This is a genomic window from Paenibacillus sp. LPE1-1-1.1 (assembly GCF_040676435.1).
Lineage (GTDB): Bacteria > Bacillota > Bacilli > Paenibacillales > Paenibacillaceae > Pristimantibacillus.
In genome coordinates, this window is record NZ_JBEGHY010000034.1 from 650,918 (window position 1) to 676,127 (window position 25,210).

Consider the following 25,210-nt stretch of genomic DNA (forward strand, 5'->3'; position numbering starts at 1 on the left):
AGCGAGGTGCTCCTGAAATGATCCAAAACACAATTTCTGTCACACAGAGTGCCTTCAGCACTCCCTCTTCTGAACGTCTCCCATGGGCTGGATTACTAGCTCTTGCTATGACGGGGTTTATCTGTATTCTTACCGAAACGATTCCTGCTGGCTTGCTGCTCCAAATAGGTGATGGGCTTGGAGTCTCGGAGGTCCTTGCGGGTCAACTTGTCACCTTGTACGCCCTTGGTTCACTATTGGCAGCGATTCCCTTAACCGCCGCGACGCGCGGATGGCGGCGACGACCGCTGCTGCTAATGTGCATCCTTGGTTTTCTCGTATTCAACACCGTCACCACTTTTTCTTCTAATTATATACTGACGCTCGCAGCTCGGTTCTTCGCGGGCGTATCCGCTGGTGTCTTATGGGGTATGATAGCAGGCTATGCCCGGCGCATGGTGCCGGAGACACTCAAGGGACGGGCTATGGCGGTGGCGATGGTTGGTACGCCTCCCGCTCTGGCACTCGGTGTCCCTGCTGGAACACTTCTCGGAACCCTTGTGGGCTGGCGCTCTGTCTTCGGGATCATGTCATTTCTGGCTCTGATCCTGGTCGCCTGGGTGCTTTGGAAGCTGCCGGACTATCCAGGAGAAGCCCCCGATAATCGGCTCCCTCTCTACAAGGTCTTTGTTATTCCGGGAGTGCGGCCGGTACTATTTGTCGTTCTGGCCTGGGTGCTGGCACATAATATCCTGTATACCTATATTGCACCGTATCTTGCTCTGGCTGGGCTTACCCATCGCGTTGACTTGGTACTGCTTAATTTCGGCATTACAGCGCTTGCGGGTATCTGGGTCATCGGTGTTTTGATCGACCGCAAACTGCGCCCATTGGTTCTAAGCAGTCTCGCTGCCTTCGCCCTAGCATCCGTCGCGCTAGGCATAAGCAGCAGCCAGCCCGTCGTGATCTACCTAGTGGTTGCTGTGTGGGGGTTGACGTTCGGGGGAGCGGCGACTTTGCTGCAGACAGCAGTTGCTGAGGCTGCTGGCGAGAGTGCGGATGTGGCCCAGTCAATGCTGGTGACGGCATGGAACCTAGCCATCGGGGGCGGCGGTGTGATGGGCGGTATTCTTATTGAAACACTTGGTGTCGGTTCCTTCCCGTGGATATTGTTTATTCTATTGATCCTTGCGCTGCTAGTAGTGTGGCGCGCTAGAGAATACGGATTTCCTTCAAAGAGGCGTTGAGCATACCAACTTACAATGACATAATAATCAGCTGGAAAGTCTATAAATTTATGGTGTTTGCTAGGAATCCGGTTTAATTCCGGATTCCTTTTTTTTAGTGCACCCAGCATGGGTGCTATCTCTGGGGTTCTCCGTATATTCATCCATAGGGCAATACGTGACGTATTCGACCGCCTTCCTCGGCATGCATCAGATCATTAAATCCGACGGCCTGTACAAGGCAAATCAGCGCTTCGGGATGTACCTGATATGAAGCATTGAATCATAGCATATGGGAAAGTTTTAGGGAGACCTGCCTTTATCAAAGGGGAAGGTTTCCCTGTTTTTTTATTAAAGCAAGATTGTTACGTTCACAATAGCGATGAATTCCATTAAACTAAATGGATATAGAGCGATTGACCGAAGGGAAGGCACACGATGAATGAATATTGGATTGGCATAGATTTAGGCGGAACCAACATGAAGTCCGCTATTTTCGATACGGAATTCCAACCCGTTTTTGAAAGAAGCGACGCCACGGAGGCGGCATTAGGACCCCATCATGTGCTTCATAAAATGAAAAGAATCATCAAGGAAATGTTAACCGGGTTAAAGATTGAACAGTCTGCCGTAAAAGGCATGGGCATGGGGATACCGGGCTTGCTGGATCCGAATGAGGGATTGTCCATCTTTTCTCCTAATTTCCCCGAATGGGAAAACATTCGCGTCGTCGATGAAATGAAGAACGAGTTCAGCTTTCCGGTTTTTATTGATAATGACGTACGGGTCAATCTATACGGGGAGTGGTTATTCGGTGCCGGAAGAGGCCATGAAAATATCTTCTTAATTACGCTGGGCACGGGACTTGGTTCGGGGATCGTCGTTGACGGCAACGTGCTTTACGGCCGAACCGCGAGCGCCGGGGAAATCGGCCATATGAACATGTACAGGGAAGGGCGGCCCTGCCGCTGCGGAAGCTCAGGCTGCCTCGGAAGGTATGTCTCCGCGATCGGCATGGTAAGATCGTTTACCGAACAGCTTGAGCTCGGCAGAGCGAGCATCGTACGGAGCTGGGTCGGCGAGGAGTATGCTGACATTACGGCCAAAATGATTTCCGATGCCTACGACCAAGGCGATGCCTTGGCGATCGAGGTCATGCAGGAAACGGGAAGAATACTTGGATTCGGCCTCGCAAACGTCATTAATTTATTAAATCCGGAGCTTGTGATCATTGGCGGCGGGATGTCGGCTGCAGGGGATCGCCTGCTGGATACCGTGCGCGAGACCATTAACAAGCATAGCTTGAAGTTGTCCTCTCAAGCTTGCAAAGTGGTTCAAGCCTCGTTAGGCGGCAGGGCGGGTATGGTTGGCGCAGCCGCTTACGCTAACAAGAGACTCTCCCTTTAGGATCAGTCCCGGTCCCTGACTCGAAGCGGGAGCGGCGCCGGCTTTCGCAGATGAAGGGAAGATCGGAGCATGGGCGAAGCAAGCGGCCGCGCAAGCCGCGTCGGCGGGCAGCCGCATTTATTGCGGCTTTTTGTTTTTATGTTATCAAGTTCTCGTAAAGTTCAATGACAAGAACTAGATAACATTCCGGGCGGATGACAAGAACTTAGTGACATCCCCGAAATCTAAAGAATATAAAATTAAAGGACCGAACCGAACAATCAGTAAATAAACACATCTGACAGCACCAATTGTTGTTAAACTAACGGGCAGGTTAGTTGAAAATGTAAAATCTGTGTCAGAGCAAACGCTATTGACATATAATCTACTACGTGTTACTTTATAGCTGTAGTAAGTATCACTACATACCTGTGATACAGAATAGCAAGGAGTGATTGTGCTGGAAAACCTAACGGAAATGCTCAAAGGGGCGCTTGAGGGCTGTGTCCTTGAAATTATAAGCCGCAAAGAAACCTACGGATACGAAATCACGAGACGGTTGAACGCCCTCGGCTTCACAGATGTTGTGGAGGGAACGGTGTACACCATCCTGATCCGGCTTGAAAAAAACAAGTTGGTGGAGATCACCAAGAAGCCCTCCGACATGGGGCCGCCGCGAAAGTTTTTTGCGATCAACGACGCGGGGCGCGAGGAGTTGCGGAAGTTCTGGGAAAAATGGGAGTTCGTTTCATCAAAAATTAATGAGTTAAAGGAGAAAAAATAATGAATTTTTGGGAAAAAATCACCGGCAGCGACATGACTAAAGAATTTAAAGGTTTTGAATCGCGAGCCCAAAAGCTGCCGGCTGATTATCAAGCGGCATGGCAAAAAATTAATGCCAATCTTTGGCCGCACTCAGATTTCACAGGTCGCAACCTCATGCCAATTCTTGACGGTGTGCTTGGCCTACTCGAAGAAACAGCGGCGGACGGTCAGAGTGTCCAAGAGGTTTTGGGTGACGATATCAAAGGCTTCTGTTCAGCGCTGGCCGGCGAAGAAGGGGCAAAGTCTTTTCGCGACAAGTGGCGCGAGCAACTCAACAAGAATATCGCTAAAAAATTAGGTAAATAGGAGGATAAAATGAGAATACAAGATATCATCGAAGGCAAAAAAGAGTGGCGAGCGCACATGGCCCGTGTCAAAGCGCTCCCGCAAGATTATCAGATTGTTTATAAAGAGATTCAAAAATATCTCTTTAAGGTCGGCCCTGTTGAGCTAACCGACGGGACAGGTTTGCTCTCGGGGATTATCGATCTTTTTGAAGAGGGCGCGGCCTTGGGAAAAGGCGTGCTCAAAGTGACGGGCAGTGACGTAGCGGCTTTCTGCGACGATCTAATCAAAGATTCAAAAACTTACGCTGACATCTATCAAGAATCTATTGACCAAGAAACTAACAAGACCATGAAAAAGGTTACGGATAAAAAAAAGTAAAAGGGAGATATCATAGAAATAGCAATTGAAGTAAAAGGACTGCAAAAATCCTACAAGCAGCTTTATCTGGTGTCGAACGCCATTCGTGCGCTGTTTTCGGATCAGAAAGCTTGAAAAATGACATCATTGTCCGGATGAAGTCCGCGGAAGCCGCGGGCTTTATTTTGTTCTTTATTTATAGTGAAGTGAAGGATGAAATTAGGGGGATACTATGGAAAAAGACTTAGTAAAATATCTCGGAGATTTACTTTTACATGAAGATGACGGATTGCTAATTAGACTATACCTAGGAAAATTTTATTAAGTACGTAAAAATGATTTTTTCTCTCAGTGAACTTTAAATTATAAACTGAACGTCAGAGAATGAGCAGGGATGAAATGAAAAATGGAGGTATTATGAATAAACGAGAACGAATTAAAACAATCTTTTTATATGGTGTTTTCATTTGTTACATAGTTTTTTTAATTAAATTATTATTCTTATCAAGAATTTCACTTTTGGAGATGTTTAATAGTCAAAGGGCTTTAAACAGGTCAATCAATCTTATTCCTTTTTATAGTATAAAGGAATATATACTTGGCGGTTCTGCGACTATAAAAAAATTCGCTTTTAGTAATGTGGTTGGTAATATAGTTATTCTTATTCCTCTTGGTACTTATTTGTCATTATTCAAAAGGGACAAAAGAGTAATAACCAATCTGTTGTTTATATTCTTTGTGAGTTTATTTGTTGAAATCACTCAGGGGCTTTTAGGCATCGGAACATCAGACATTGATGACATAATTTTAAATGGTTTGGGTGGATTGATTGGTATTTTAGGATATAAGTTTTTAGCGTTTATATTACGAGATGAGAAAAAAGTACGTACCGTAATCACAATAATATCTGCTATAGGATTACCTGTTATATTATATTTATTATTCATGGTGACATTGAGACTCTGAATTGCGCTAACGAGGAACTTTAGTTTAATGCACCATGGAGCAGACTGCAATCCAGTAGCTGCTCCATTTTTCCTTAAGCAAATGGGCAGTTTAGCGTGGTAGTTGGCTAAGATTATTTTAATGATTTTGATATTTAAAAAAACAGGCTGCCGAGAAGTTCTCAGCAGCCTGTTTCGTTAGTTGGAGATTTGGACATCGTCGATATTGATACGACTGCCGGCTGTGCCGGATACGAGTATGCGGAAGCGAACGCTGGCAGACTCGTTTACGGTTATATTTTGGACAGCTAGGGTAGAGGTGCTTGTAAAGGTTCCGGTCACATCGGTCCAGCTCGAGCCGCTGTCTATGGATTTCTGCAGCTTCCACGTAGCGCCAGTATCTGTGCCGAAGTTTGCGTGGCTTATTTTCACCGTTTTCGCACCGGCAGCATTGAAGTTCATCGAGATGGAGCCTGCTGCTTTAATACGGGCAGCCTGCAGCCCGTTTTTCTTATCCGTGCTCAGGTTACCGATTAATGCATTATCCATATACCATGAGCCTGTCGCCAGAGTGACATTACCTGCTGTGTAAGAACCCTTGCTGCCGCTCTCGAATGCTTCATTTAGAATCACGACAGCTGTTGCGGTAACGGTGACCGTAAAGGTTGTACTTACAGAGCCGCCGTTCCCGTCCGCTGCTGTAACCGTAATGGTAGCTGTGCCTGCCGCCAGCGGGTTAATGGTAAGCTGCTTGCCGGAAACACTAACGGTTGCAATCGAAGTGCTGCTCGAAACAGCCGTTAAGGTGAGCGCATTTCCATCAGGATCGCTGAACGTATTCGTTGCATCAATGATCAACGAACTGCCTCCTGGCGCAGCGCTCTTATTGGCAATCGGATTCGCCACGACAGGCGGTTGATTGGACGCCGTAACCGTATGACTTCCTAGGTTAGAAATCGTATTATTTGCATAAGCATCCCACTGTGCTGCATTGTAAGCGGTTATACCGGAAGTAATCGTTCCTTTACGGACAAGCGTTTTATCCGTACCAAATGCAGTACCTGCGCTGCCGATGACATCGAGGCTGGAACCATTTTTAGCCAACGTGACGGAATCATCGCCATTAAAGCTTAAATTACTCGATTGCAGGTCTGCTTGCGACAAAATACCGGCAGCCGCACTTGAATTCGCTATCACGTAAACATCGCCATTCGCTAATGTTCCGCTTAAGTTAATAGCCGTTCCGATGTTCGATAAGCTTACGGAATAGCCGGTCAAATTAACGCTTGCTCCCGTGCCGTTGTAAATTTCAACCGCTTTGTTGTTGCTGCTGCCTTCTATATATTCGGAGAAGAAGATCCCTGAAGTTCCGCCCCCACCGCCTGAAGTGCCGTAGCCGTATGAACCCGCTTTGAACGTTGAAGGATCATACCATTTGTAGCCTGCGGCCGGAGCAGACCAAGGCTCGCTTTGCGGTTCGGTTGACGTCTGCGGATTTTCTATAGCCAGAAGCGGTGTAGCTTGGTCAAGCGTAAGGCCGCTGACTTGATTTAAGCTCGTATAGCTTTCCTTCATTGAAAGCCAGTTCACGGTATTGACTAGGAGAGTCGCGTCATTTTGTTCTGAAAAGCCGGCGTAGGTTGTTTTGGTGCCGCCTGTTTCTTCTCTTTTGTACTTCGGAGTCGCGTCCTCTACCGGAGAAGAATCGCCGATGAAGGCAGCTTTGCCTGCGCCTACCTTGGATATAGCAGCATAAGGACCTTCGGCTGTTCCGCCTCCGGCATATACGCCTTGATCGACAGCATTACTCCATTTTGCGGAGGTGGCGGGCAGGTATACAATCCCTTTTGCCTTGTTAGGATCGATAATAGCTAGTGTTGATCCAGCATGCATGGCTACTGTAGATACGCCGGCTGTAATATTGAAGGCTTGCGATGGAGCTACAATCTGGTTAGCCGTTACATCGCCAATGGCATTGTACCTGAAGCGGACTCCAAAATTGGATGCCAGCCAATCGGAGCTGACCACGCCGCTCATCGCTGCGGAATTGCTTTCTTCCGTGGACATGCCTAGTGCAGGATTCGCCCAAGCGCCGCGGCGGTAGCCGTTAAACACCTCGGAGGAATCCCACCGGTTCTTGTTCCGGTCCGCATTATAATGATCCGCTATAAAAAAAATACTGCCGCCATTCTGCACATATTGGAGCATAGCTGCTTGTTCCGTCGCTTTGTATGGGATATTTGCTTCTCCAACTACGAAGACGTCATAAGAGGATAGGTCGCTAAGGACGATTGGTGTTGATTTACGCAGCTCTTTGACATCATAGCCCTCATTGGCCAAAGCATTCCCGAAATCGGAGAACGCGCCATCAATGACCCAATCCGCTGCACCTGCCGTTTGACCGTGCGTATTATCGAAAAGCACTTTCTTTCCGTTAGCTGTGCCGACATGCAGGATTTCGGGTGCCGGATCGTTTGGACCTTCTGCATGAGCCTGCGGCGCATAACCGATACTGGAGAATAGAACGCTGAAGCTTAAAGCTGAAGCTAGGAACAAACGAAGCATGGTATGGCTAGCTTTCATTAAACTCATCTCCTATCTAGTATTTTTCGAATCTCTCTTACAGGATTATTCTAGCATAGACAAATGTTGCCATATGATAAGGTTTGATGAATTATTCGGAGGATAGGAAGAAGGATTGAAGTCGGTTATTATTCGCCCCGCCAAGAGGGAAGAATACTCAGTCATGTACAAAAAAAGACCTGCTTCCTGTTTAAACAGGAGCGGATCTTTTTGTTTTGACGATACTACGATTGGTGTACGCGATTGCCTTAGAGAAATATTATGGCCTGCTGACGTGCTTTGCGATAAGCGCCGGGGGCATCACCAATATGCTTGCGAAAAATTTTTGAGAAATGATGCAGGTCGGCAAACCCGCAATATTCGGCGATGGTGTGAAGCGGATATTTCGTTTGCAGCAGCAGCTCGCAAGCATGTCGAAGCCTAAGCTGCAATAAATATTGATGCGGCGGTTGACCGAATTGCTGCTTGAATACCGTTCTGAACCTTGACGGGGAAAGATTGGCTCGGCTGGCCATCTCTTCAATGGTAATCGATTCGGCTAAATGCATATGAAGGTATGCAGTCATCCACTTTAATGAAGTGTCAGACGTTGCCGTATTCAAGCTTCGTTCAGCATGATCCTGAAGCAGCATGATAATGAGTTCGGTTGCGCAGCTTTGCGCTTCTAAACGGTTTAAGGGGTCGTGCCGGTTCCAGCATTCAACCATTCTAAGCATGGTATCCTTGAAGCGAAACGGATCGCGAGGCTTGAACCGGCTAGGAATACGCAATCCTGACAAGTCGTTTATGCGAGGCTGAAGCAGATGGAGATAAGCCGTTAAATCCGTTTGTCCCGCCTTGGTAGGAAAGCTTTCCTTGCGCTGCGAATGATAGAAAAAATCCAAATGGGCAAATGGCGTGATCGTGTGCGTCAGCCCTTCGAGCGTATGCAGCGTACCAGGTTGCAGCAGGCAGAATTCACCAGCTTGGTAATCCGTTGCGACGCCTTCTTCCGTCACTCTAAGCGTACCTTCTTGAATATAGATCAGCAAGTAGTCAAGCAGTCTTCTTTCATGCATAAACCAAGGCAAGCGCACGGCGAAATCGCTTTCCCTTATATATGGAAGAACAGGCGAGCTATCCAGCAATTCGGTTAATGTTAGCATGATAGTCCTCTCTTTTGAAAGAAATCCAACCTCTATACTGCTACAGCAATTCTAAAGTAAACAGTCATTTTTGACAATAAATCGGTCAGTTCCCACAAAGAATTTAATGACGGAATGACCCTACAATAGAACGAGTAAGGAACGTGAAATTGCAGACAGGAGATGTTAGACATGGAAACCGTTGACGATGAAAAGCTGCCTCGAATCGATCGAAATTTTGAACTGACGAATAGTCAAATAGCCGATTATGGCAAGAACGGACATATCCTGCTGCGGAACGTAGCAACGAAAGATGAAATCGCGGCTTATAGGCCTATTATGAGTGAATTGGTGAGGAAGCTGAACTATCACGATAAACCAATGGAGGAAAGAGATACTTACGGCAAAGCATTCATTCAGATTGGTAACGTATGGAAAAGGAACGAAAAGCTAGCACGATTTGTTTTAGCTGAACGCTTTGCCAAAATTGCCGCAGGCCTCATGGGAGTGGACGCCGTTCGGATCTATCATGATCAAGCCTTATATAAAGAACCGGGCGGAGGACACACGCCTTGGCATCAGGATCAAATCTATTGGCCGCTCGATACGGACAAAACAATTACGTTATGGATGCCGCTCGTTCCGATCTCAGAGGAGGTAGGGTCCATGACTTTTGCTTCTGAATCCCATCTGAATGGGTTCTTAAGCAGGGAGCTCATTTCGGATGAATCGCATCGGACGCTGAAGGCCTATATCGAAGGAAAAGGTTTGACTCAAGTGCATTACGGGGCAATGGCTGCAGGCGACGCCACCTTCCACGCAGGCTGGACTCTGCACTCGGCTCCAGGGAATCCCACGGACGTGATGCGTGAAGTAATTACCATTATCTATTATGCTGACGGAACTAAGGTTGCGGAACCGGACAGCAATTCTCGCAAAAGCGATTTGCAAACCTGGCTGCCTGGCTGCCAAGTCGGAGATTTAGCGGCAAGTCCGCTCAATCCGGTTGTCTACAGCAATTACAATCAAAATGGAGGCGAGTTAAGGTAAGGGGCCAAATCCCATCCCTTCCATATAAAATGTTATAAAACCCGATCGCATTAGATCGGGTTTTTGTGAAATCATAATAGACGATCGTTGTTAATTACTTGTTGGATATTCATAGGGTGTTGAGAGGAGGACATGTTTTGAAGGTTGGGAAATTAGCTGTACGAGAAGCGCTTTCTATTTCAAAATTTCCCCACAAAAAAGGACTTTCATTTGGAAGACTCACCAGTCTTACAGAGATTTGATAATATCACGTATTATGGTCCGCTTAAATCGGGGAACCGCTTCGACGATAGCAACGTCATCTCCGTGTTCCGGCAGTCAATGTCCTAGACCGTCCCGATGAATATTTCGCGGGACTTTTCTATACTCAAGCGGATGCATGATGGTTTCGTTTGTTGTTAGGCTTAAATACATACTTAAAATGAATGATTTATTCAAGACCATTCTTTTTTCTGTACTCCCTCGGCGTCTTGCCTGTTAGCTTGCCGAAAATTTTGCTGAAATACCTGCCATCCTGGTATCCGACCATTTCCGCGATTGTCGAGATCATATACTTCTCGTTCGACAACAAAATTTTGGCATTATCGATCCTGACCTTCTCCATATATTCGGAAATATTTATCCCGAATTCTTGTTTAAACCTGCGTGAGACATACTCGCGGCTAATGAAGAATCGGCTTGCGATGTCTTGCAGCGACAAATTTTGCTTGTAATTGACATCGATAAACTGCTTCACTTGATAGATGACATTGTATTCCTTGTGCTGCGAATTTTTCAAAATACCAGCGATACGTCCGAATTCTTCCGTCCATTCCTTCCGCCATTCCTCCAAGGAAAGTCTTCCGTTCTGGTCAATCGGAAACACGTGGGGCATCTGGCCGCCGCGCTCGTGGACAGGGTAATCCTTGTATTGCAGAAGATGGTTTCGCAGCAGTTCGAATTCATACCGCCAATATTTCAAATGGTCCCAAGTCACGGCTTGCAGCTGACTAACAGCCTGCATCCACTTTCCGATAGAGGCTTCGATCTGGTGAATATTACCGCTGTACACAGCTATCGAAATTCGATCGCTATAATCAGCAAGCTCAACCCGCTTTTCCCCTGAACGATTGGCATCGGAGTAGTGGTACACCCAAGCATTTCCTCGCAGGAATGAAATTGAACGAGCCGTCTGCAAAGCCTTCTCAAATCCGATGTGGATTTTGTCCGGGAAAGCTTCGTTCGTACTGCATGCGAAATAAAAACGCGCGCCGAGAATGTGAAGAAACGCGTCATTCATCTCATTCAGCTTTCTATAAAGCTCGGAGTTGTCGCCCATATTAAGCAGGACTATACCGTAGTTCGGGTCCGTATGCTTAAAGGCATAACCGTTCCTTCGGGATCCGATGATTTCGTTGCAAATATTGGTCATCAAAAAATAGAGCAAGTCGAGGTTTTTTCCGAATTTCTGCAAAATGATCCGTGGCAAGGGATCGGTTAGCAGAATCGCAAGCTGACACTCGCGAACGGTTGACCAGCCGAAGTCGCCGCCTAGTTCGCCTTCGACGGTACGATAGTAACCTGGCTGGGAAACGATTTTGGACAGAACCTTATCCCAATAGATGTTCTTCGTTTGGTTGATCTCCACGTTTTTCTTAATATCGAGCCGGCGCTCTTCCTCCTCTTGATGCCAGGACTTCACGGCATTTCGAAGCGATTCGAGCAGCTCGCCGCGGTTGATCGGCTTCAGCAAATAATCGAGGCCGCCGTGCTTCATCGTTTTGCGAATGTACGTATAATCGTCATAACCGCTGATGACGATCGTTTTGGTCCTAGGGGCTTCGGTCTCTATCCACTGCAAAAGCTCCATACCGTCGACATTCGGCATTTTCATGTCGGTAAAAATAATTTCCGGCTTTTCGCTCTGGATTAAGGCCATTGCCGAAGAACCATCCGAAGCCTCCAATATAGTCGTAATTTGAAGCTCGTCCCAGTCTATGAGCAGCCGAATTGAATCTCTTACATCTTCTTCATCATCCACGATTAACACTTTCATACGAGATTTACGCTTCCTTTCGAAAAGGGATGTCGATCATGACCGAGAAGCCTGATGGCTTAAGATTGGCAATGGAAACGCGCACTTCGGCATCGAAATATAAACGAAGACGGGATACGACATTGATGAGACCGATGGAGCCTTCTGAGGCGGTATCGGATGCTTCCCGTTCGATCTTTCGCTTCAACACTTGGAGGCGCTCTTCAGCAGCACCCGTCCCGTTATCCGCAATGCTGATTCGAAGTAAGTCTTCCGCAGTCTGGACCGCGATTGTGATTTCGAACGTTTCCATGTTAGATGTGAATCCGTGCTTAAAGCAATTTTCCACGATGGGCTGTAAAACCATCTTCGGTACCTGAATGTCAAGTATGGATTCGTCGGTTTCAATCCGGAAGTGAAGACGTTCTTTGAATCGCTGCTTCTGCAGCTCCAAGTAAGCATTCATGTGTGCGAGTTCTTTGGATAGCGGAACGACCGTCTCTTCGGTTTTCATGTTGTAACGCATCATAAGACCTAGGGAAGCGATCATTTCATAAATCTTAGGCACATTATTATGCAAGGCGATAGAACCGATCGATTGAAGCGTATTGTAAATGAAATGCGGGTTGATTTGCGCCTGCAGCGCTTTCAATTGATTGTCCTTATTCGCTAGCTCGAGACGAAGCTCCTTCATGACGAGATTGTTGATCATGTCGACCATATTTTTGATGGCATTTCCAAGTAAACCGACTTCATCACTGCGGTCTGAATCGATCTCTAGCTGTAATCTTCCTAATTTGGTCTTTTTAATCGATTCCGTCAGTTTCTTAATAGGTGCCGTTAGCTTTACGGATACAAATAGGGTTGCGGCAATCGCGATAGAGAGAAACGTAACCAGAACAAGCATATTAATCTGAAGTACGCGCGATGCATTCTCATAGATGTATTCATTCGGGATTTGCTTCACGATGATCCAATTCCGGCCCATCAGTTTGAATTTTTCATAGAGGACGATCCCATTTCCTCCCGTCTCTTTCCATACGAAGTGGCCGGACGGGGCAGATTGCAGGAAAGCTTGCTCCAGCCACGCGTACTCCGGCGATTGACCGGTAAGGTTTTCCTCAGAGGCATAGATGGCTGTTCCATTATCGTCGAGAAGATAAATGTTTTCATTCCCTTTATCGTACAGCATATTGCTGATGCTGCGAAATCCATCCAGCTTAAAGTCGATCGAGAGGATCCCGATTCGCTCTTTGAGCGGAGCCCGGTACACGGGGCGATGAATCGTGAGCACCGTATTGGAGGGGCTATAAGGAAATTCTTCCATCCCGTAATTGTGGGAGGGATGGGGAGGCTCGAAATAAGGGTTGATTTTGCCGCTAGGCTGGATGTAGTGGCCCTCGAGCCCGACGCGCCCCGGTTCGCGTTTCAAATAGCCGTCGATCAGCAAATACGATTTATTGGCCCATTCGGAATACAAATAAACCTGCTGGATATCCTTCGCGGATTGTTCGATCGAATGAAGCCCCGAATACAGTTGATTTTCGACAATGAAATCGCTTTGCCCCCTAAGCAAAATGCCGTATAAGCTGTTGGCCTCTTGGATATTGTTGTAGACGTACAGGGAAATGTTGTTGATCTGATTGAGTTGATTGATCATGCTCACTGTTCCTTGATGCAGCGTGTTCGAGTTTTCGCGAATGGCTTCTACTTTAAGAGAATGTTTAGTATAGAAATAAGAAATGAAAATGGAAGCGGAAATGGGCAGGATAATGGCGATCAGCAGGAATACAATCAGCTTGTTTCGTATGCTGTTGCGGACATTCATTTCGGTTCCTATCCCCCTCGTTCCATAATTGGTTTCAAGTTTACCACCGCCACAGCGTAATTCCAAGTTCAATATCTTCCACATTTTTGTTCAATTGCGGTTGTCTTTTAAACGTTGGGCTAGAAGTATACTAACCCTATCAAACAAAGGAGGGTTAACATGAAAAAAACGAAGACTTCAATTTTCGCAGTAGTCACAGCGCTCATCGTATTGCTTTCAGGATGCTCAGGCTCAAATTCGGGTTCGAACAATGCGGCTCCCGATTCCAACGCTACGGATACCGCTTCCGGCAAGCAAGACGAGATTACACTCTACACCATTCAGTCCACGAATCCGAATTTTGAAGCATGGTTAAATGAGGCGCAGGAAAAGAGCGGCGTCAAAATTAAATGGGTAGCAGCTCCGACCGACTCGGATACCCGCCAACAAAAAATTTCGACGATCCTCTCCTCTGGAGACAGCTCCGTCGATATTCTGGAAGTTAACGATGAAATGGCGACTTCCTTTAAAAATGCCGGTTGGCTCGATCCGCTGCAAGATACGGTACTAACTAGCGACATATTAGAACAGTTTCCGCAGGGTTACATGGAGGATATGTTGACCTCGGTCAAAGGCGACATTATCGGCGTGCCGAGTTACTCGGGCTATCTTGGACTTTGGGTAGACCAGAAGAAGCTTGATGCAGCCGGCATGACGTCGATCGAGACCGAAGAAGATTTCGTCAACTTTATGAAAGCGTCTACTAAGGATGGTCAGTTTGGCTATGGCGGTTCCTGGGAAAAGACATATGTGTTTAACGAAATTGCCACTTTTGTAAACCTTTTTGGCGGAGATTATTTTGACTGGACCAATGAAGGCAGCCGAAAGGCAATAAAGTTTATGTACGATATGGCCAATACCTGGAAAGTAACGCCTGTCGACCAGATTGCTGACAAATACGAGCAAATGAACCAAAAATTTATCGACGGCAAATACGCGATGGTCTTTATGTGGGGAACCGGCAACGATTATAAGGAAGCAAACCGTTACGGCATGGACCAAATCCATATGACCAATATGCCGAGGTTTGCAAAAAGAAGCATTTTCACGGACTCCTGGAGTTATGTCCTGAATTCGTCTTCGAAAAATAAGGAAGCCGCAATCAAGTTCCTGAAGTATGCGGCTGGCGAAGAAGGCGAGCTCAGTGGATGGAAAAACTTCGGAAGATACCCTGCAAGGGCTGACGTTGCTAGTAATGAAGCGGTTAGCGGCGATGTTAAAGATATCTATACTGAAATTCAAGCGACTAACGAAATTCATGGCCGTCCAATGCTTCCGCAAACCATGGAGTTTATTTCTGAAATGGGAACCCTCTTCCAAAATTACATTCAGGATCAAATCACACTGGACGAGTTCTGTACAAAAGCCCAGGAGGCAGTCGAGAAGTATAAATAAGGGGAAATCGTCTGAAACGATTTTATCTTAACGATAAGAAAGGCGCGATAACATGTATGAAAACAAAAAATATCTCGCCATCGCGTGGATCCTTGTTCTGCCGGCGTTATTAATCCGAGTTTTTACAACGATTTATCCGATTATCGAAACGTTCCGAATTAGTTTGTACGACGTGAAACTTCTGCGAGGAATTAACGAGTTTATCGGGTTTCAAAACTATCTGAATATATTCCAAGATTCGAAAATGATTACATCCATTAAATTTACGGTCATTTTCGTTGTCGGATCCATGATCGGGCATCTCGTGCTTGGCATTGCGCTGGCACTCATATTAAATATGAAATTTGCCGGGCAAAAAGTGCTTCGAACGATCGTGCTGCTACCTTGGGCGATGCCGATGGTGGTCGTTGCGATGGCTTCGAAGTGGGCTTTCAATAACGAATACGGCTTGGTAAACGATTTTATCCGTTGGTTTAACCCGTCGTTCAAATTGGATTGGCTCATCCATGCGACTACGGCCAGCAATGCGGTTATCGCTGTAGATTTATGGAAAGACCTGCCCTTCTTTGCGATCCTCATTCTTGCAGGTCTTCAGTTTATTTCCTCCGATATGTATGAAGCGGCCAAAATCGATGGCGCAGGGGCGATCCGATCGTTTTTCACGATAACGTTACCTCTAATTTCGAAGAATATCTTGGTGTTAAGCATATTTTTTACGATGTGGAGAATTACCTCGTTTGACGTTGTCTACGCGATGACAAGCGGGGGACCCGGCGAAAGCACCGCATTAATTGCATATCGCATTACAACGGAAGCTTTTACAAATCTGAATACCGGGTATGCCTCTTCCATTGCTGTCGTACTCTTCTTGATCATGGCGCTATTAAGCGCACTCAGTATGCGCGCGGCAAAACGTGTAGATTATTAAGGAGCGATAACTTATGTTTTCGAACGGATCTAAGCGCATCCTACTGCGATGCTTGATGTGGACCTTAGCGCTCGTTGTCGCTTTCCTCATTCTTTTCCCGTTGTGGTGGATCTTCATCTCATCCATCACGCCATCGGGGGAATTGTTTTCGAAACCGATTAAATATTGGCCGGTCAATCCCACGCTGGAAAGCTATTCTTACCTGATCGGAAATGTCGGTTTGCTGGCAAAATCGAGGGACACCCTTATTATTGTTGGCTTGTCGATTACCATCGGCATGATCCTATCCGTCATGGCGGCATTTAGTTTTGCCCGGTTCAAAAATAAAGGTTTATCGATGGCGGTTGCCTTTTTGCTAGGCTCCATGTTGATTCCCGACGTGGTGACGGCGCGCCCGCTGTACGATTTTTTGCGGCAAGTTCATTTATTCGATACGTACACAGGTTTAATTATCCTGTACATCAGCGGCATTATTCCATTCACCATCCTTATTCTGCAAAACTTTCTTAGCGATATACCGGTTTCAATCGAAGAATCGGCTTCAATTGACGGCTGCGGTTTTCTCCAGTCGATGTTTTATGTGACATTGCCTCTTCTGAGGCCTGCGATCGCGACAGTCTGTATAGTGAACTTCATCACGTGTTTAAATAACTTTTTTACGCCGTTATTTTATTCGAACGGAATTTCAGTTCTGTCTACCGCCATCACGCAGCTGCCCTTAAGGGATAATATGTATGCCGTACCGTGGGATTTAGTCAGCTCGATGGGTTGGATTATTATTTTGCCGATTATTATTTTCGTCGGGATATTCCAAAGACAGATCATGGAAGGCATTATGGCAGGCGGCGTAAAAGGATAATAATGAGAGGAGAAATAATAACATGTTTGATAACCCGTTTATCGGAGGGCTCTCGTCTCTCCCATTGATTAAAAGCGGCAGGAGCCGTGCCATCAACGCAGAAAATCCGAATGGCGAGAAAGGCGCGGGAGGGAAAGAGGCCAGCCATTTGGGTCCTTCCCGCAAAGGCTCGCCGTGCATCCGCGATGTACAGTCTGGAATGACCGTTACGCTGGCCGAAATGGCCGGCCCGGGAATCATCGAACATATTTGGATTACGGTTACGGACCAAACCGACAAGGATACTAATGTTCTTCGAGATCTTGTTCTTCGCATGTATTGGGACGACGAAACGGTTCCTTCAGTGGAAAGCCCGCTCGGCGACTTCTTTTGCAACGGATTCTCGAGAGGCTGCACCGTAAACTCGATGCCGATCGTCGTAAATCCGACGAGGGGCTTCAACAGCTATTTCCCGATGCCTTTCCGGAAGAAAGCAAAAATTACGATCGAGAACCAGCATGAAGCGCCGATACCGGCACTCTTCTATCAGGTGGATTATTGTTTGCATGACGAGCTGCCGGACAATGTGGCATATTTCCACGCACAATGGAAGCGGCAACGGATCACGAGCAAGCAAGAGGACTACGTGATATTAGATAACGTCCGGGGAAAAGGACAATACGTAGGCACCTACATGGCGCTGACCACGCTGGAGAGATATTGGTGGGGCGAAGGCGAAATCAAGATGTACATTGACGGCGATAAAGACTATCCTACCATCTGCGGAACCGGCACCGAAGATTATTTCGGCGGAGCTTGGAGTTTTGCGACGCAGAAGGACGGAAAGACGGTAGAGAATACCTATTGTACGCCATTTATGGGCTATCCGTATTATTCCAATCATGACGAGGCCGTCCACAATTTATATCACAATGATGACGTCCCGCCGATGAGAGGTTTTTATCGTTGGCATATTCTCGATCCGATCCGGTTTAACGATGATATCAAGGTAACGATTCAACAAATCGGGGTTTACAAGAAGGGGCTATTCGAACGACAGGATGATGTCGCTTCGGTCGCGTATTGGTATCAATCCGAACCTCATAATCCATTCGAGCCCTTGTTAGGTAAAGAAGAAAGATGGCCAAGGTAATAACCTATACAGAATTTGTTTCGGTGGCAGGCTGCATATCGTGCGGCATGCCCTTCTTTTTGGTATCATGGATGTACATTTCAATGGGAAAAGGAGTAAATACGTGATATATGATAAAACGAAAGTTGCGGAATCTTGTGTCCATTTTGCTCATGATCGCTCTGATAGCAGCTGGATGCGTAAATAACGAAGACAGTACGGCGAATGAAAATGAAGATGGGAATTCGTCAGCCGGCATGACACGGAAAACCGTGAAGCTATACAATTTTAAAGTGGAAATGGCCGAACAACTGAGCACGCTTATTGGTGAATTCGAAAAGGAAACCGGCGTGAAAATCGAAGTCGATACGTGCGGTGGCGGCTGCGACTACAGCGCGGGGCTAAAGACGAGATTTAATTCCGGAGACAAACCCGATATTTTCTTTGTTGCTGGGTACAGCGATTTGGATCTCTGGGAGGAACACCTTGAAGATCTGTCCGATCAGCCATGGGTCGACGATATTGTCGAGTTGGTGAAACCAGCGATTACTAAAGACGAAAAAATCTATGGTATGCCACTTGCGATGGAAGGCTGGGGCTTTATCTATAATAAGACTCTGTTCAGCCAAGCCGACATAACTGGTCCGCCGAAAACGTTGACGCAGCTGCGGGAAGCGGCCGAGAAGCTCAAAGCAGCAGGCATTCAGCCTTTCGAGAATGGCTACGGGGAATGGTGGGTCGTTGGCAATCACTTGTTGAATGTTGCATTTTCCCATCAGTCTGATCCAGTTGCCTTTGTAGAAAGCGTGAAGAAAGGAAATCTTATGCTGATAGGTAACGAGACGTTTGAGCAATGGCTGAAGTTGGTCGATTTGACAATCGAATATGGGCAACAAAATTCGCTTCAAACAGACTACAACACACAGGTAACGAACTTCGCGCAAGGAAAGGCAGCCATGATGCAGCAGGGCATATGGACGCAGCTGCAAATCGACCGAATCAATCCGAATATTGCGATCGGCTTTTTGCCGATGCCTATTAATGATGACGCCAGTGCGATGGACAAACTTCAGGTTGGCGTAGCGAACTACTGGGTTGTAAGCAAGACCTCCCAAGTGAAGGAAGAGGCCAAAGCTTTCCTGAATTGGCTGGTTACATCGGATGCCGGCAAATCGTTTATCGTTGAAGATGCCAAATTGATTCCAGCTTTCAAGAGCATTCCGGCCAACGAAGAGCAGCTCGGCCCTCTAGCGACGGATATTATCAAGTATACAAAGGAAGGGAAAATCCTCCCTTGGATGTGGCAGCGGTTCCCCGGTTATGAAGCGAACAGTTCACAGATGGCGATTCAAGTTCAGGCTTACATCGGCAGGCAAATCGGTAAAAAGCAGCTGTTCGAGGAATTCCAGAATATTTGGGACGATTTTTTGATGCGGTAAAAATCCAGTACTAAATTTCAGTTGTCGCCGGATAATGTATACTCGTATGTAGAAGCTGCAATGGAAGTCTAGTGAAAACCATTTTAATCTCATGTTGAATTATCCATTGTCCATAGGCAGATGATCTGCTGACCATGCGGCGTATCCAGTGTTCAGTGCTTCAAGATCTCGAGTATTTTAAACTGTTTGGGTTACTTCTCTTATGTAGTAAATAGGGAATTGACAATATTAAGGAAATCGATTACATTATCTGAAGTAAACGTTTTCTTTTTTACGAAAAAATGCATATATTGATGAGACAACATAGATAAGACATTCAAACATATTTTTTTTATAAATCATATAAACGTTTACGTAAACGTTTAAATAAAAGGGGTGATGCTTTCTTTCAACAAGATGAAGGAGATAAAAATGCGAGAATGACTTCATTAACTATCGTAAAATCGTTAGAGATTTGGGAAATGAAATCTGCCTATGAAGCTGAATCAGCGGGAGGAATCAGTCAATGAAAGAGTTTTTCTATCGTCCTAACAATGCCTGGGTTGGAGATGTGATCCCCTACTATGAAGACAATGAGTTTAAACTGTTTTATCTTCACGGATGGCGTGAGAATTACCGGGAAGGTCTGGATCATGGCTGGCATCTGATCGGAACGAGCGATTTCTGTGATTACCGGGAGTATGGGGCATGCAAAATTCTCGGGGGGACCGGTCATGTTCTGAAGGTGGAGAACATTTATCATCTATTCTATTGCATCTTTCCCGAGGGGAAGCAGTTGGTCTGCCATGCAACCGGCACGGATTTGATGAACTGGACGACAATTCCGGAGGATACCTTCTCCGCCGATAACCTGATCTACGAGCTTTCAGATTGGCGGGATCCTTTTGTGTTCTGGAACGAAGAGGAGGGGCAATATTGGATGATTCTCGCCGCGATGGCTAAGGGAGCATCCAATCGAAAGGGCTGCGTGGCCCTGCTCACATCACAGGACTTGAAGAAGTGGACGTGTCGTGAGCCGCTCTATGCGCCGAATATTCATGTCGGGGCTCACGAATGCCCGGATTTATTCCAGATGGGAGACTGGTGGTATCTGGTTTACTCTAACTATACGGATCGGTTCGCCACCTTCTACCGCATGAGTCGGTCCTTGAATGGTCCATGGATTACACCAAAGGTCGATACGTTCGACGGCAGGGCGTTCTATGCGGCGAAGTCGGTATCGGATGGTCGGAATCGGTATTTATTCGGTTGGAATCCGACGAAGAATGACGACTTGTTCGGGTGGAATCCTCTTAAGCATCCCGGAAAAGATTACGATACATGGGACTGGGGTGGCAATCTCGTAGTCCATGAGATCATCCAGCGTCCAGACGGTACGCTCGCCGTTAAAGTGCCGGACTCGGTGAATGCGGCGTTCGCGGTCGAGCAACCGCTCCATGTGGATGGGATCACGGGTACATGGACGTCGTCGGCCCTAGACGAGCATGTGTGCGAATCTCCCTATGCGTTTGCGGCGAGTCTAACGCAAGAGGAATTACCCGATCGATGCAAAGTATCGTTGGATATCCGTTTCTCGGGACTTACGCAGGGGGCAGGTGTTATGCTGCGTGCGGGGGAGGGTCTGGACGACGCTTATTATGTAACGCTGGAGCCGCAGCGAAATAGGGTCACGTTTCGCGGCCCCATCATGCAGAGCGAAGAAGGGGGAAAGACGTTTCCCTATGAGGTCGAATTAGAGCGGCCGATCGAGCTGCTGCCTGATCGTTACCATGAGCTGCTGATCTTCATCGATGGATCGATTTGCGAGATATATATAAATGGGGAAGTTGCGATAAGTGCTAGAATGTACGATATCGAACGAGGAAAGCTCGGATTGTTCGTAAGCCAAGGGAATGCTCAATTCAAGCATGTGAGGGTTGAGACGGTCAGAGGTGGATCTGATGTGATATGATGAAAATTAAATACTGGGTAAAAAAGACTCCCAATCGAGGAGTCTTTTTTTTGGGCCATGAACAAAGTGATCGAAGCATTTTCAGATATCGGCATGGGTGTGATGGTGGATAGAACACGAAGCAAGCACGGTCAGGTGCGTCTGTGGTTTCTCAGGAATGGGATTCCGAGACGTTTAGCCAGTAATGCCCGGTTGGTTCCATCCGGACAATGGCTGCGCTTAACGGTGAGTGGTTTGCAACTATTGAATCCAAAGCAAGAGATTATGAAACACTCCCTCGTCATTAGAAATGGATAAGTAGTCTCCGGTGATGATGCCACGAAAGTTTACAGCGTGCGCAACATGCATTTGATGGGCGATGTCGATCCCCTTCATAGTAGAGCGTCCTCCTGGTTTAGGGCTACGACCCGTTGCCTTACCTTCTTCGATCGTACCGGCGCGCCTCGTTTTTTTGCAAATCGCAAAATTAACGCTCTACAGGAATGTTAACGGAGAACGATAGTAGAGTACTGCAATCTTCACCAATTTATTATTGGGGATTTTGGTCAAGAACCGACACATAGTCTGTAATGCAGGTCAGATTATCATCAACTTCAACTACAGGTGGTGAATTGTGATCTGCAACAAGGGGGGAATCATAAAAGGCATGTTTAGTTTTTTTAAGATCAAATACAAATTTTCCAAGCCTCAGCAAGTCCGTATTTCGATTGAAGAGCAGCTCACAAATTTGGGTAAATTAGGCATTACACTTAAAAGGAAAATAGAAATCAGGGACATATTAGATTTCAAAATCAGAGATTATGAGGAACGCCCTTACATTCATCTCCTAATGAGTATGGGGAGGGAAAGAGACAGCATAGAACCTAACAGTGATCTATACCCGACTAATGACGTTTGGTGCTTCGATCGCGAATGTATCGAGGATCACGGGGATTATGTTCAAGGATTAAAACGGATTGCGGTTATGGTTGACCCGACAATAAGCGTTACCGATATTCAGGATTACGTGGATATTGAAGCCGGTGAGGTGTGGATTGCCTTTAAAGCTAACGGTACGAACTATCGCTATTCGCTTTCCGCACAGGACGATTGGCTGAGCCTTGAAATCTTCACGATCTTTTCTGAATTGCTTGCTGCGAGCGGTAGCAGAAAAAGATTCTTTTTCGCGGATACTGGTAATGAAATATTAGTCGTACTTATTGAACGGGACCAGTTTCATCAATTGAACAAGTTAATAAATATCTTCATCCCATCTACCCAAGCGTAGAAGTTCAGTTCAGTGGATAGTTCAACTAACGGATAACGATAGTTCAATAACATACATGGATGAGCAGGCGCTTCAGTGGCCTGCTCATTTTATTATGCTAACGGGCGTCAGGTTCTACATAACTTAGAACTGCTCGGCAGAAAAAATTTCTGTTAACCTTGAATCAAGAGAAATTTGATGAGAGAGAAAGCATGGCAATACCACTTTACTAATTCGGGACCTACTTTAAGTCTGCTTATTGTTTATTATGTACACATTGAACCATAGGCTCATTTTGCTTTTAATTTCTATGCTGGTGAGTTATATCTTGAAAAACCACAAGGTGGTAACTGGAAAATAAACTCAGTTGAACAAACACGGAGCAGATTACTTGTCTGTCAATTAATAAAATGTCATATGCTATAATAGTATAACGGATTTTCAATTCGTCTAGTACAGTCATAGGAGAGGAAGTCAGAATGATGAAACGTTTTACCGTTTATTTACTTATTTTCGTGCTATGTACGAGCTTTTCAAGTCAAGCCTATGCGGAGTCGGCTCTCAGCCAAGAAGTGGTCTTTGCTGACCCAAATCTTGAAATAGCTATTAAATCATTATTGAAAAAAACCAGCGAAGAATCAGTTGCCAAGTCAGATTTAGAGACCCTTACCGACGTTGATTTATCAAATAAAAAAATTAAGAATTTGCAAGGATTGGAGTATGCTGCAAATGTTACGCAATTAAACTTATCCCATAATGAAATTACTGATATTTCATCTCTAATGGGGCTTTCTAAACTCCAAAGTCTCAACCTTAGGGAAAACCAAATCTTTTCGATTGAAGATTTGTCAGCTTTGAAAGAACTGGAGTCTCTTTATCTTACATGGAATCAAATCTCATCCTTGGAGGTGTTGAAACAACTCCCCCGTCTACGCGTGCTTTTTGCTAATAACAATCAAATTTCGAATATTCATGGTCTATCGGATGCCGTAGAGATGTCTTTTTTGGATTTGAGCAGTAATAAAATCGAGGATATAGAGCCTCTCGGCAAATTAACCAAGCTGACAAATTTATACGTTGGTAATAACCAGATTCATGATATTTCACCACTTCGGCTGCTATCCCCCAATCTAACAACACTGTCAGTTGACAATAACAAGGTTGCTGATTTCACACCGCTAGCGGAATTGCTCAACCTAACGACGCTATCAATTGGAGGTAACAAGATCACTGATCTTAAGCCGTTAGCGGGATTAGTTAAACTTGGTGACCTCAATGCGAGCAATAATAACATTAAAGATCTTGCTCCTTTATCGAGATTAGTTAGCTTGTCACAGCTGAACTTATCATCGAACAAGATTTATGATTTGGAACCATTAAGGAATATGAAAAGTCTAGTTGCCCTCTACTTGAGCAACAATCGGGTTTGGGATTTAGAACCAATTCAAAACATTGCATTTGATAGTTCTATCGAGTACTTCCATGGAGTTGAGCTGAATAACAACAACTTGGACTTGAGCCAAGGCACCGAAACATCCAAAATATTCATAAAAGTGAACAGTATTAGTGATCTTGAAAGGGTTAAAAAGTCTCAGATGAAGACGCAGCGCCTGGTAATTGGAAGCACTACAGCATATGTGGGCGACAGAGCTTACCGTAATACGGCAGCACCATTTATACACATGGGACGTACTTATGTGCCGGTTCGTTTCATCTCTGAGAAGTTTGGGGCAAACGTAGGCTGGAACCAAAGCACTAAAGAGGTAACGATTCAAAAAAACGATAAAAAGATACGTTGGGCTTTGGGGAATAGGCAAGTACGGGTGAACCAGCAAACCGTGCTGTTTGACTCGCCTTTACTCTCGAGAAATAACACGACTTTTGTTCCTATACGCTTTGTTTCAGAACAGTTTAATGCTTCCGTTGAATACTTAGGCAGCAAAAAAATGGTCATTATTTTTGAGGGGGCGGAATAATGAATATTGGAACCGAATATTTAAAAATTGTAATTGAAAGATTTAAAAGTGTAAAAAGTCTTGGAGATAAAACGATAAACCAATTATCTGAAGAGGAAATCTATTGGACTTATAATGACGAGTCAAATAGTGTTGCAATAATAGTAAAGCATCTGAGTGGAAATATGGTTTCAAGGTGGACTGACTTTTTGACTTCAGACGGAGAGAAGGAATATAGAAATCGTGATGAAGAATTTTTAGATGTTATATCTTCAAAATCAGAACTCACAGTTGTTTGGGAAAAGGGTTGGCAAACCCTAATTGATACATTAACCGATTTAAGTGAGCAAGATTTATTGAAAAATATATATATTCGTGGAGAAGCTCATTTGGTATTAGAGGCTATTGAGAGGCAAATGGCTCATTATTCTTATCATGTGGGACAAATTGTTTATATTGGTAAACAAGTGAAAAATAATGGATGGGAAAGTCTTAGTATCCCAAAGGGGAAATCTGAAGAATATTTAAAACGAATGCTTGATAATCACCGAGAGCAAACAATCAAAGAAGAGGATAATCCTGTTTAAAAATACAGATTCGATTGTTATTGAGCTAACATTAGTAAAACACAAAATCCGATAGCTAAATAAGCTACTTCTAGTAAGCATCATCTTTCGATGGTG

At 45.5% G+C, this 25,210-nt stretch carries 21 protein-coding genes; 17 read left to right on the forward strand and 4 right to left on the reverse strand.

All coding sequences use genetic code 11. From position 1 onward, the window contains the following. The first annotated feature begins 17 nt into the window (after window positions 1-17). The 6 genes from MRBLPE1_RS26000 to MRBLPE1_RS26025 all read left to right on the forward strand — a co-directional run bounded on the left by MRBLPE1_RS26000 (window position 18) and on the right by MRBLPE1_RS26025 (window position 5,027). Window positions 18-1,226, forward strand: coding sequence for an MFS transporter (locus MRBLPE1_RS26000; protein WP_364151137.1), 1,209 nt, complete (start codon window positions 18-20; stop codon window positions 1,224-1,226). 417 nt (window positions 1,227-1,643) lie between these two features. After that, complete coding sequence (locus MRBLPE1_RS26005; RefSeq protein WP_364151140.1) at window positions 1,644-2,612, forward strand: ROK family protein; 969 nt, start codon at window positions 1,644-1,646, stop codon at window positions 2,610-2,612. A gap of 457 nt (window positions 2,613-3,069) precedes the next feature. Further along, on the forward strand, window positions 3,070-3,375 hold the full coding sequence (locus MRBLPE1_RS26010; RefSeq protein WP_364151532.1) for a PadR family transcriptional regulator: 306 nt from the start codon (window positions 3,070-3,072) through the stop codon (window positions 3,373-3,375). Beyond that, on the forward strand, window positions 3,375-3,722 hold the full coding sequence (locus MRBLPE1_RS26015) for a DUF1048 domain-containing protein (protein ID WP_364151143.1): 348 nt from the start codon (window positions 3,375-3,377) through the stop codon (window positions 3,720-3,722). The genes MRBLPE1_RS26010 and MRBLPE1_RS26015 overlap by 1 nt, the downstream gene beginning before the upstream one ends. A gap of 9 nt (window positions 3,723-3,731) precedes the next feature. Continuing rightward, the gene (locus MRBLPE1_RS26020) at window positions 3,732-4,082 is read left to right on the forward strand and encodes a DUF1048 domain-containing protein (protein ID WP_364151146.1); all 351 of its coding nucleotides are present in this window, start codon (window positions 3,732-3,734) and stop codon (window positions 4,080-4,082) included. A 378-nt stretch (window positions 4,083-4,460) separates the two neighbouring features. Then, window positions 4,461-5,027 (forward strand): VanZ family protein, encoded by a 567-nt coding sequence (locus MRBLPE1_RS26025; RefSeq protein WP_364151148.1) that lies wholly within the window; start codon window positions 4,461-4,463, stop codon window positions 5,025-5,027. Window positions 5,028-5,203: 176 nt separating this feature from the next. On the opposite strand, the gene MRBLPE1_RS26030 is transcribed toward MRBLPE1_RS26025, so the two are convergent. Both MRBLPE1_RS26030 and MRBLPE1_RS26035 read right to left on the reverse strand, forming a co-directional pair. Further along, window positions 5,204-7,588, reverse strand: coding sequence for a lamin tail domain-containing protein (locus MRBLPE1_RS26030; protein WP_364151151.1), 2,385 nt, complete (start codon window positions 7,586-7,588; stop codon window positions 5,204-5,206). 248 nt (window positions 7,589-7,836) lie between these two features. Next, a complete protein-coding gene (locus MRBLPE1_RS26035; protein ID WP_364151153.1) occupies window positions 7,837-8,733 on the reverse strand; it encodes an AraC family transcriptional regulator in 897 nt (298 codons plus the stop codon). A gap of 171 nt (window positions 8,734-8,904) precedes the next feature. Here MRBLPE1_RS26035 and MRBLPE1_RS26040 point away from each other — a divergent pair, with 171 nt between their 5' ends. Further along, on the forward strand, window positions 8,905-9,762 hold the full coding sequence (locus tag MRBLPE1_RS26040; RefSeq protein ID WP_364151156.1) for a phytanoyl-CoA dioxygenase family protein: 858 nt from the start codon (window positions 8,905-8,907) through the stop codon (window positions 9,760-9,762). 430 nt (window positions 9,763-10,192) lie between these two features. Here MRBLPE1_RS26040 and MRBLPE1_RS26045 read toward each other — a convergent pair whose 3' ends face one another. Both MRBLPE1_RS26045 and MRBLPE1_RS26050 read right to left on the reverse strand, forming a co-directional pair. After that, window positions 10,193-11,797 (reverse strand): response regulator transcription factor, encoded by a 1,605-nt coding sequence (locus MRBLPE1_RS26045; RefSeq protein ID WP_364151159.1) that lies wholly within the window; start codon window positions 11,795-11,797, stop codon window positions 10,193-10,195. Between the two features lie 7 nt (window positions 11,798-11,804). Further along, the gene (locus MRBLPE1_RS26050) at window positions 11,805-13,604 is read right to left on the reverse strand and encodes a cache domain-containing sensor histidine kinase (protein ID WP_364151162.1); all 1,800 of its coding nucleotides are present in this window, start codon (window positions 13,602-13,604) and stop codon (window positions 11,805-11,807) included. A gap of 159 nt (window positions 13,605-13,763) precedes the next feature. On the opposite strand from MRBLPE1_RS26050, the gene MRBLPE1_RS26055 reads away from it, so the two are divergent. The 10 genes from MRBLPE1_RS26055 (at window position 13,764) to MRBLPE1_RS26100 (ending at window position 25,114) form a co-directional block, all read left to right on the forward strand. Beyond that, entirely contained in the window at window positions 13,764-15,038 is a 1,275-nt protein-coding gene (locus MRBLPE1_RS26055) for an extracellular solute-binding protein (RefSeq protein WP_364151165.1), read from the forward strand. A 52-nt stretch (window positions 15,039-15,090) separates the two neighbouring features. Continuing rightward, entirely contained in the window at window positions 15,091-15,966 is an 876-nt protein-coding gene (locus MRBLPE1_RS26060) for a carbohydrate ABC transporter permease (protein WP_364151168.1), read from the forward strand. Window positions 15,967-15,979: 13 nt separating this feature from the next. Next, a complete protein-coding gene (locus MRBLPE1_RS26065) occupies window positions 15,980-16,825 on the forward strand; it encodes a carbohydrate ABC transporter permease (RefSeq protein WP_364151171.1) in 846 nt (281 codons plus the stop codon). A gap of 22 nt (window positions 16,826-16,847) precedes the next feature. Further along, window positions 16,848-17,957, forward strand: a complete 1,110-nt coding sequence (locus MRBLPE1_RS26070) for a glycoside hydrolase family 172 protein (protein ID WP_364151174.1) — start codon at window positions 16,848-16,850, stop codon at window positions 17,955-17,957. Between the two features lie 110 nt (window positions 17,958-18,067). Next, the gene (locus MRBLPE1_RS26075; protein WP_364151177.1) at window positions 18,068-19,375 is read left to right on the forward strand and encodes an ABC transporter substrate-binding protein; all 1,308 of its coding nucleotides are present in this window, start codon (window positions 18,068-18,070) and stop codon (window positions 19,373-19,375) included. 505 nt (window positions 19,376-19,880) lie between these two features. After that, window positions 19,881-21,326, forward strand: coding sequence for a glycoside hydrolase family 32 protein (locus tag MRBLPE1_RS26080; RefSeq protein ID WP_364151179.1), 1,446 nt, complete (start codon window positions 19,881-19,883; stop codon window positions 21,324-21,326). 57 nt (window positions 21,327-21,383) lie between these two features. Beyond that, window positions 21,384-21,623, forward strand: coding sequence for a hypothetical protein (locus MRBLPE1_RS26085; RefSeq protein ID WP_364151182.1), 240 nt, complete (start codon window positions 21,384-21,386; stop codon window positions 21,621-21,623). A 349-nt stretch (window positions 21,624-21,972) separates the two neighbouring features. After that, complete coding sequence (locus MRBLPE1_RS26090) at window positions 21,973-22,593, forward strand: hypothetical protein (RefSeq protein ID WP_364151185.1); 621 nt, start codon at window positions 21,973-21,975, stop codon at window positions 22,591-22,593. Window positions 22,594-23,051: 458 nt separating this feature from the next. Next, a complete protein-coding gene (locus MRBLPE1_RS26095; RefSeq protein ID WP_364151188.1) occupies window positions 23,052-24,548 on the forward strand; it encodes a leucine-rich repeat domain-containing protein in 1,497 nt (498 codons plus the stop codon). Beyond that, window positions 24,548-25,114, forward strand: a complete 567-nt coding sequence (locus tag MRBLPE1_RS26100) for a DUF1572 domain-containing protein (RefSeq protein WP_364151191.1) — start codon at window positions 24,548-24,550, stop codon at window positions 25,112-25,114. Before MRBLPE1_RS26095 ends, MRBLPE1_RS26100 begins: the two co-directional genes overlap by 1 nt. The last annotated feature ends 96 nt before the right edge of the window (window positions 25,115-25,210 follow it).

Bases quoted from the DNA above. Each gene is read 5' to 3' on its own strand.
- MRBLPE1_RS26060 (WP_364151168.1), top strand. From the start codon at position 15,091: ATGTATGAAAACAAAAAATATCTCGCCATCGCGTGGATCCTTGTTCTG.
- MRBLPE1_RS26055 (WP_364151165.1), top strand. From the start codon at position 13,764: ATGAAAAAAACGAAGACTTCAATTTTCGCAGTAGTCACAGCGCTCATC.
- MRBLPE1_RS26085 (WP_364151182.1), top strand. From the start codon at position 21,384: ATGAACAAAGTGATCGAAGCATTTTCAGATATCGGCATGGGTGTGATG.
- MRBLPE1_RS26100 (WP_364151191.1), top strand. From the start codon at position 24,548: ATGAATATTGGAACCGAATATTTAAAAATTGTAATTGAAAGATTTAAA.
- MRBLPE1_RS26040 (WP_364151156.1), top strand. From the start codon at position 8,905: ATGGAAACCGTTGACGATGAAAAGCTGCCTCGAATCGATCGAAATTTT.
- MRBLPE1_RS26050 (WP_364151162.1), bottom strand. From the start codon at position 13,604: ATGAATGTCCGCAACAGCATACGAAACAAGCTGATTGTATTCCTGCTG.
- MRBLPE1_RS26010 (WP_364151532.1), top strand. From the start codon at position 3,070: ATGCTCAAAGGGGCGCTTGAGGGCTGTGTCCTTGAAATTATAAGCCGC.
- MRBLPE1_RS26070 (WP_364151174.1), top strand. From the start codon at position 16,848: ATGTTTGATAACCCGTTTATCGGAGGGCTCTCGTCTCTCCCATTGATT.
- MRBLPE1_RS26075 (WP_364151177.1), top strand. From the start codon at position 18,068: ATGATAAAACGAAAGTTGCGGAATCTTGTGTCCATTTTGCTCATGATC.
- MRBLPE1_RS26030 (WP_364151151.1), bottom strand. From the start codon at position 7,588: ATGAAAGCTAGCCATACCATGCTTCGTTTGTTCCTAGCTTCAGCTTTA.
- MRBLPE1_RS26090 (WP_364151185.1), top strand. From the start codon at position 21,973: ATGTTTAGTTTTTTTAAGATCAAATACAAATTTTCCAAGCCTCAGCAA.
- MRBLPE1_RS26045 (WP_364151159.1), bottom strand. From the start codon at position 11,797: ATGAAAGTGTTAATCGTGGATGATGAAGAAGATGTAAGAGATTCAATT.
- MRBLPE1_RS26035 (WP_364151153.1), bottom strand. From the start codon at position 8,733: ATGCTAACATTAACCGAATTGCTGGATAGCTCGCCTGTTCTTCCATAT.
- MRBLPE1_RS26080 (WP_364151179.1), top strand. From the start codon at position 19,881: ATGAAAGAGTTTTTCTATCGTCCTAACAATGCCTGGGTTGGAGATGTG.
- MRBLPE1_RS26000 (WP_364151137.1), top strand. From the start codon at position 18: ATGATCCAAAACACAATTTCTGTCACACAGAGTGCCTTCAGCACTCCC.
- MRBLPE1_RS26065 (WP_364151171.1), top strand. From the start codon at position 15,980: ATGTTTTCGAACGGATCTAAGCGCATCCTACTGCGATGCTTGATGTGG.
- MRBLPE1_RS26095 (WP_364151188.1), top strand. From the start codon at position 23,052: ATGATGAAACGTTTTACCGTTTATTTACTTATTTTCGTGCTATGTACG.
- MRBLPE1_RS26005 (WP_364151140.1), top strand. From the start codon at position 1,644: ATGAATGAATATTGGATTGGCATAGATTTAGGCGGAACCAACATGAAG.
- MRBLPE1_RS26025 (WP_364151148.1), top strand. From the start codon at position 4,461: ATGAAAAATGGAGGTATTATGAATAAACGAGAACGAATTAAAACAATC.
- MRBLPE1_RS26020 (WP_364151146.1), top strand. From the start codon at position 3,732: ATGAGAATACAAGATATCATCGAAGGCAAAAAAGAGTGGCGAGCGCAC.
- MRBLPE1_RS26015 (WP_364151143.1), top strand. From the start codon at position 3,375: ATGAATTTTTGGGAAAAAATCACCGGCAGCGACATGACTAAAGAATTT.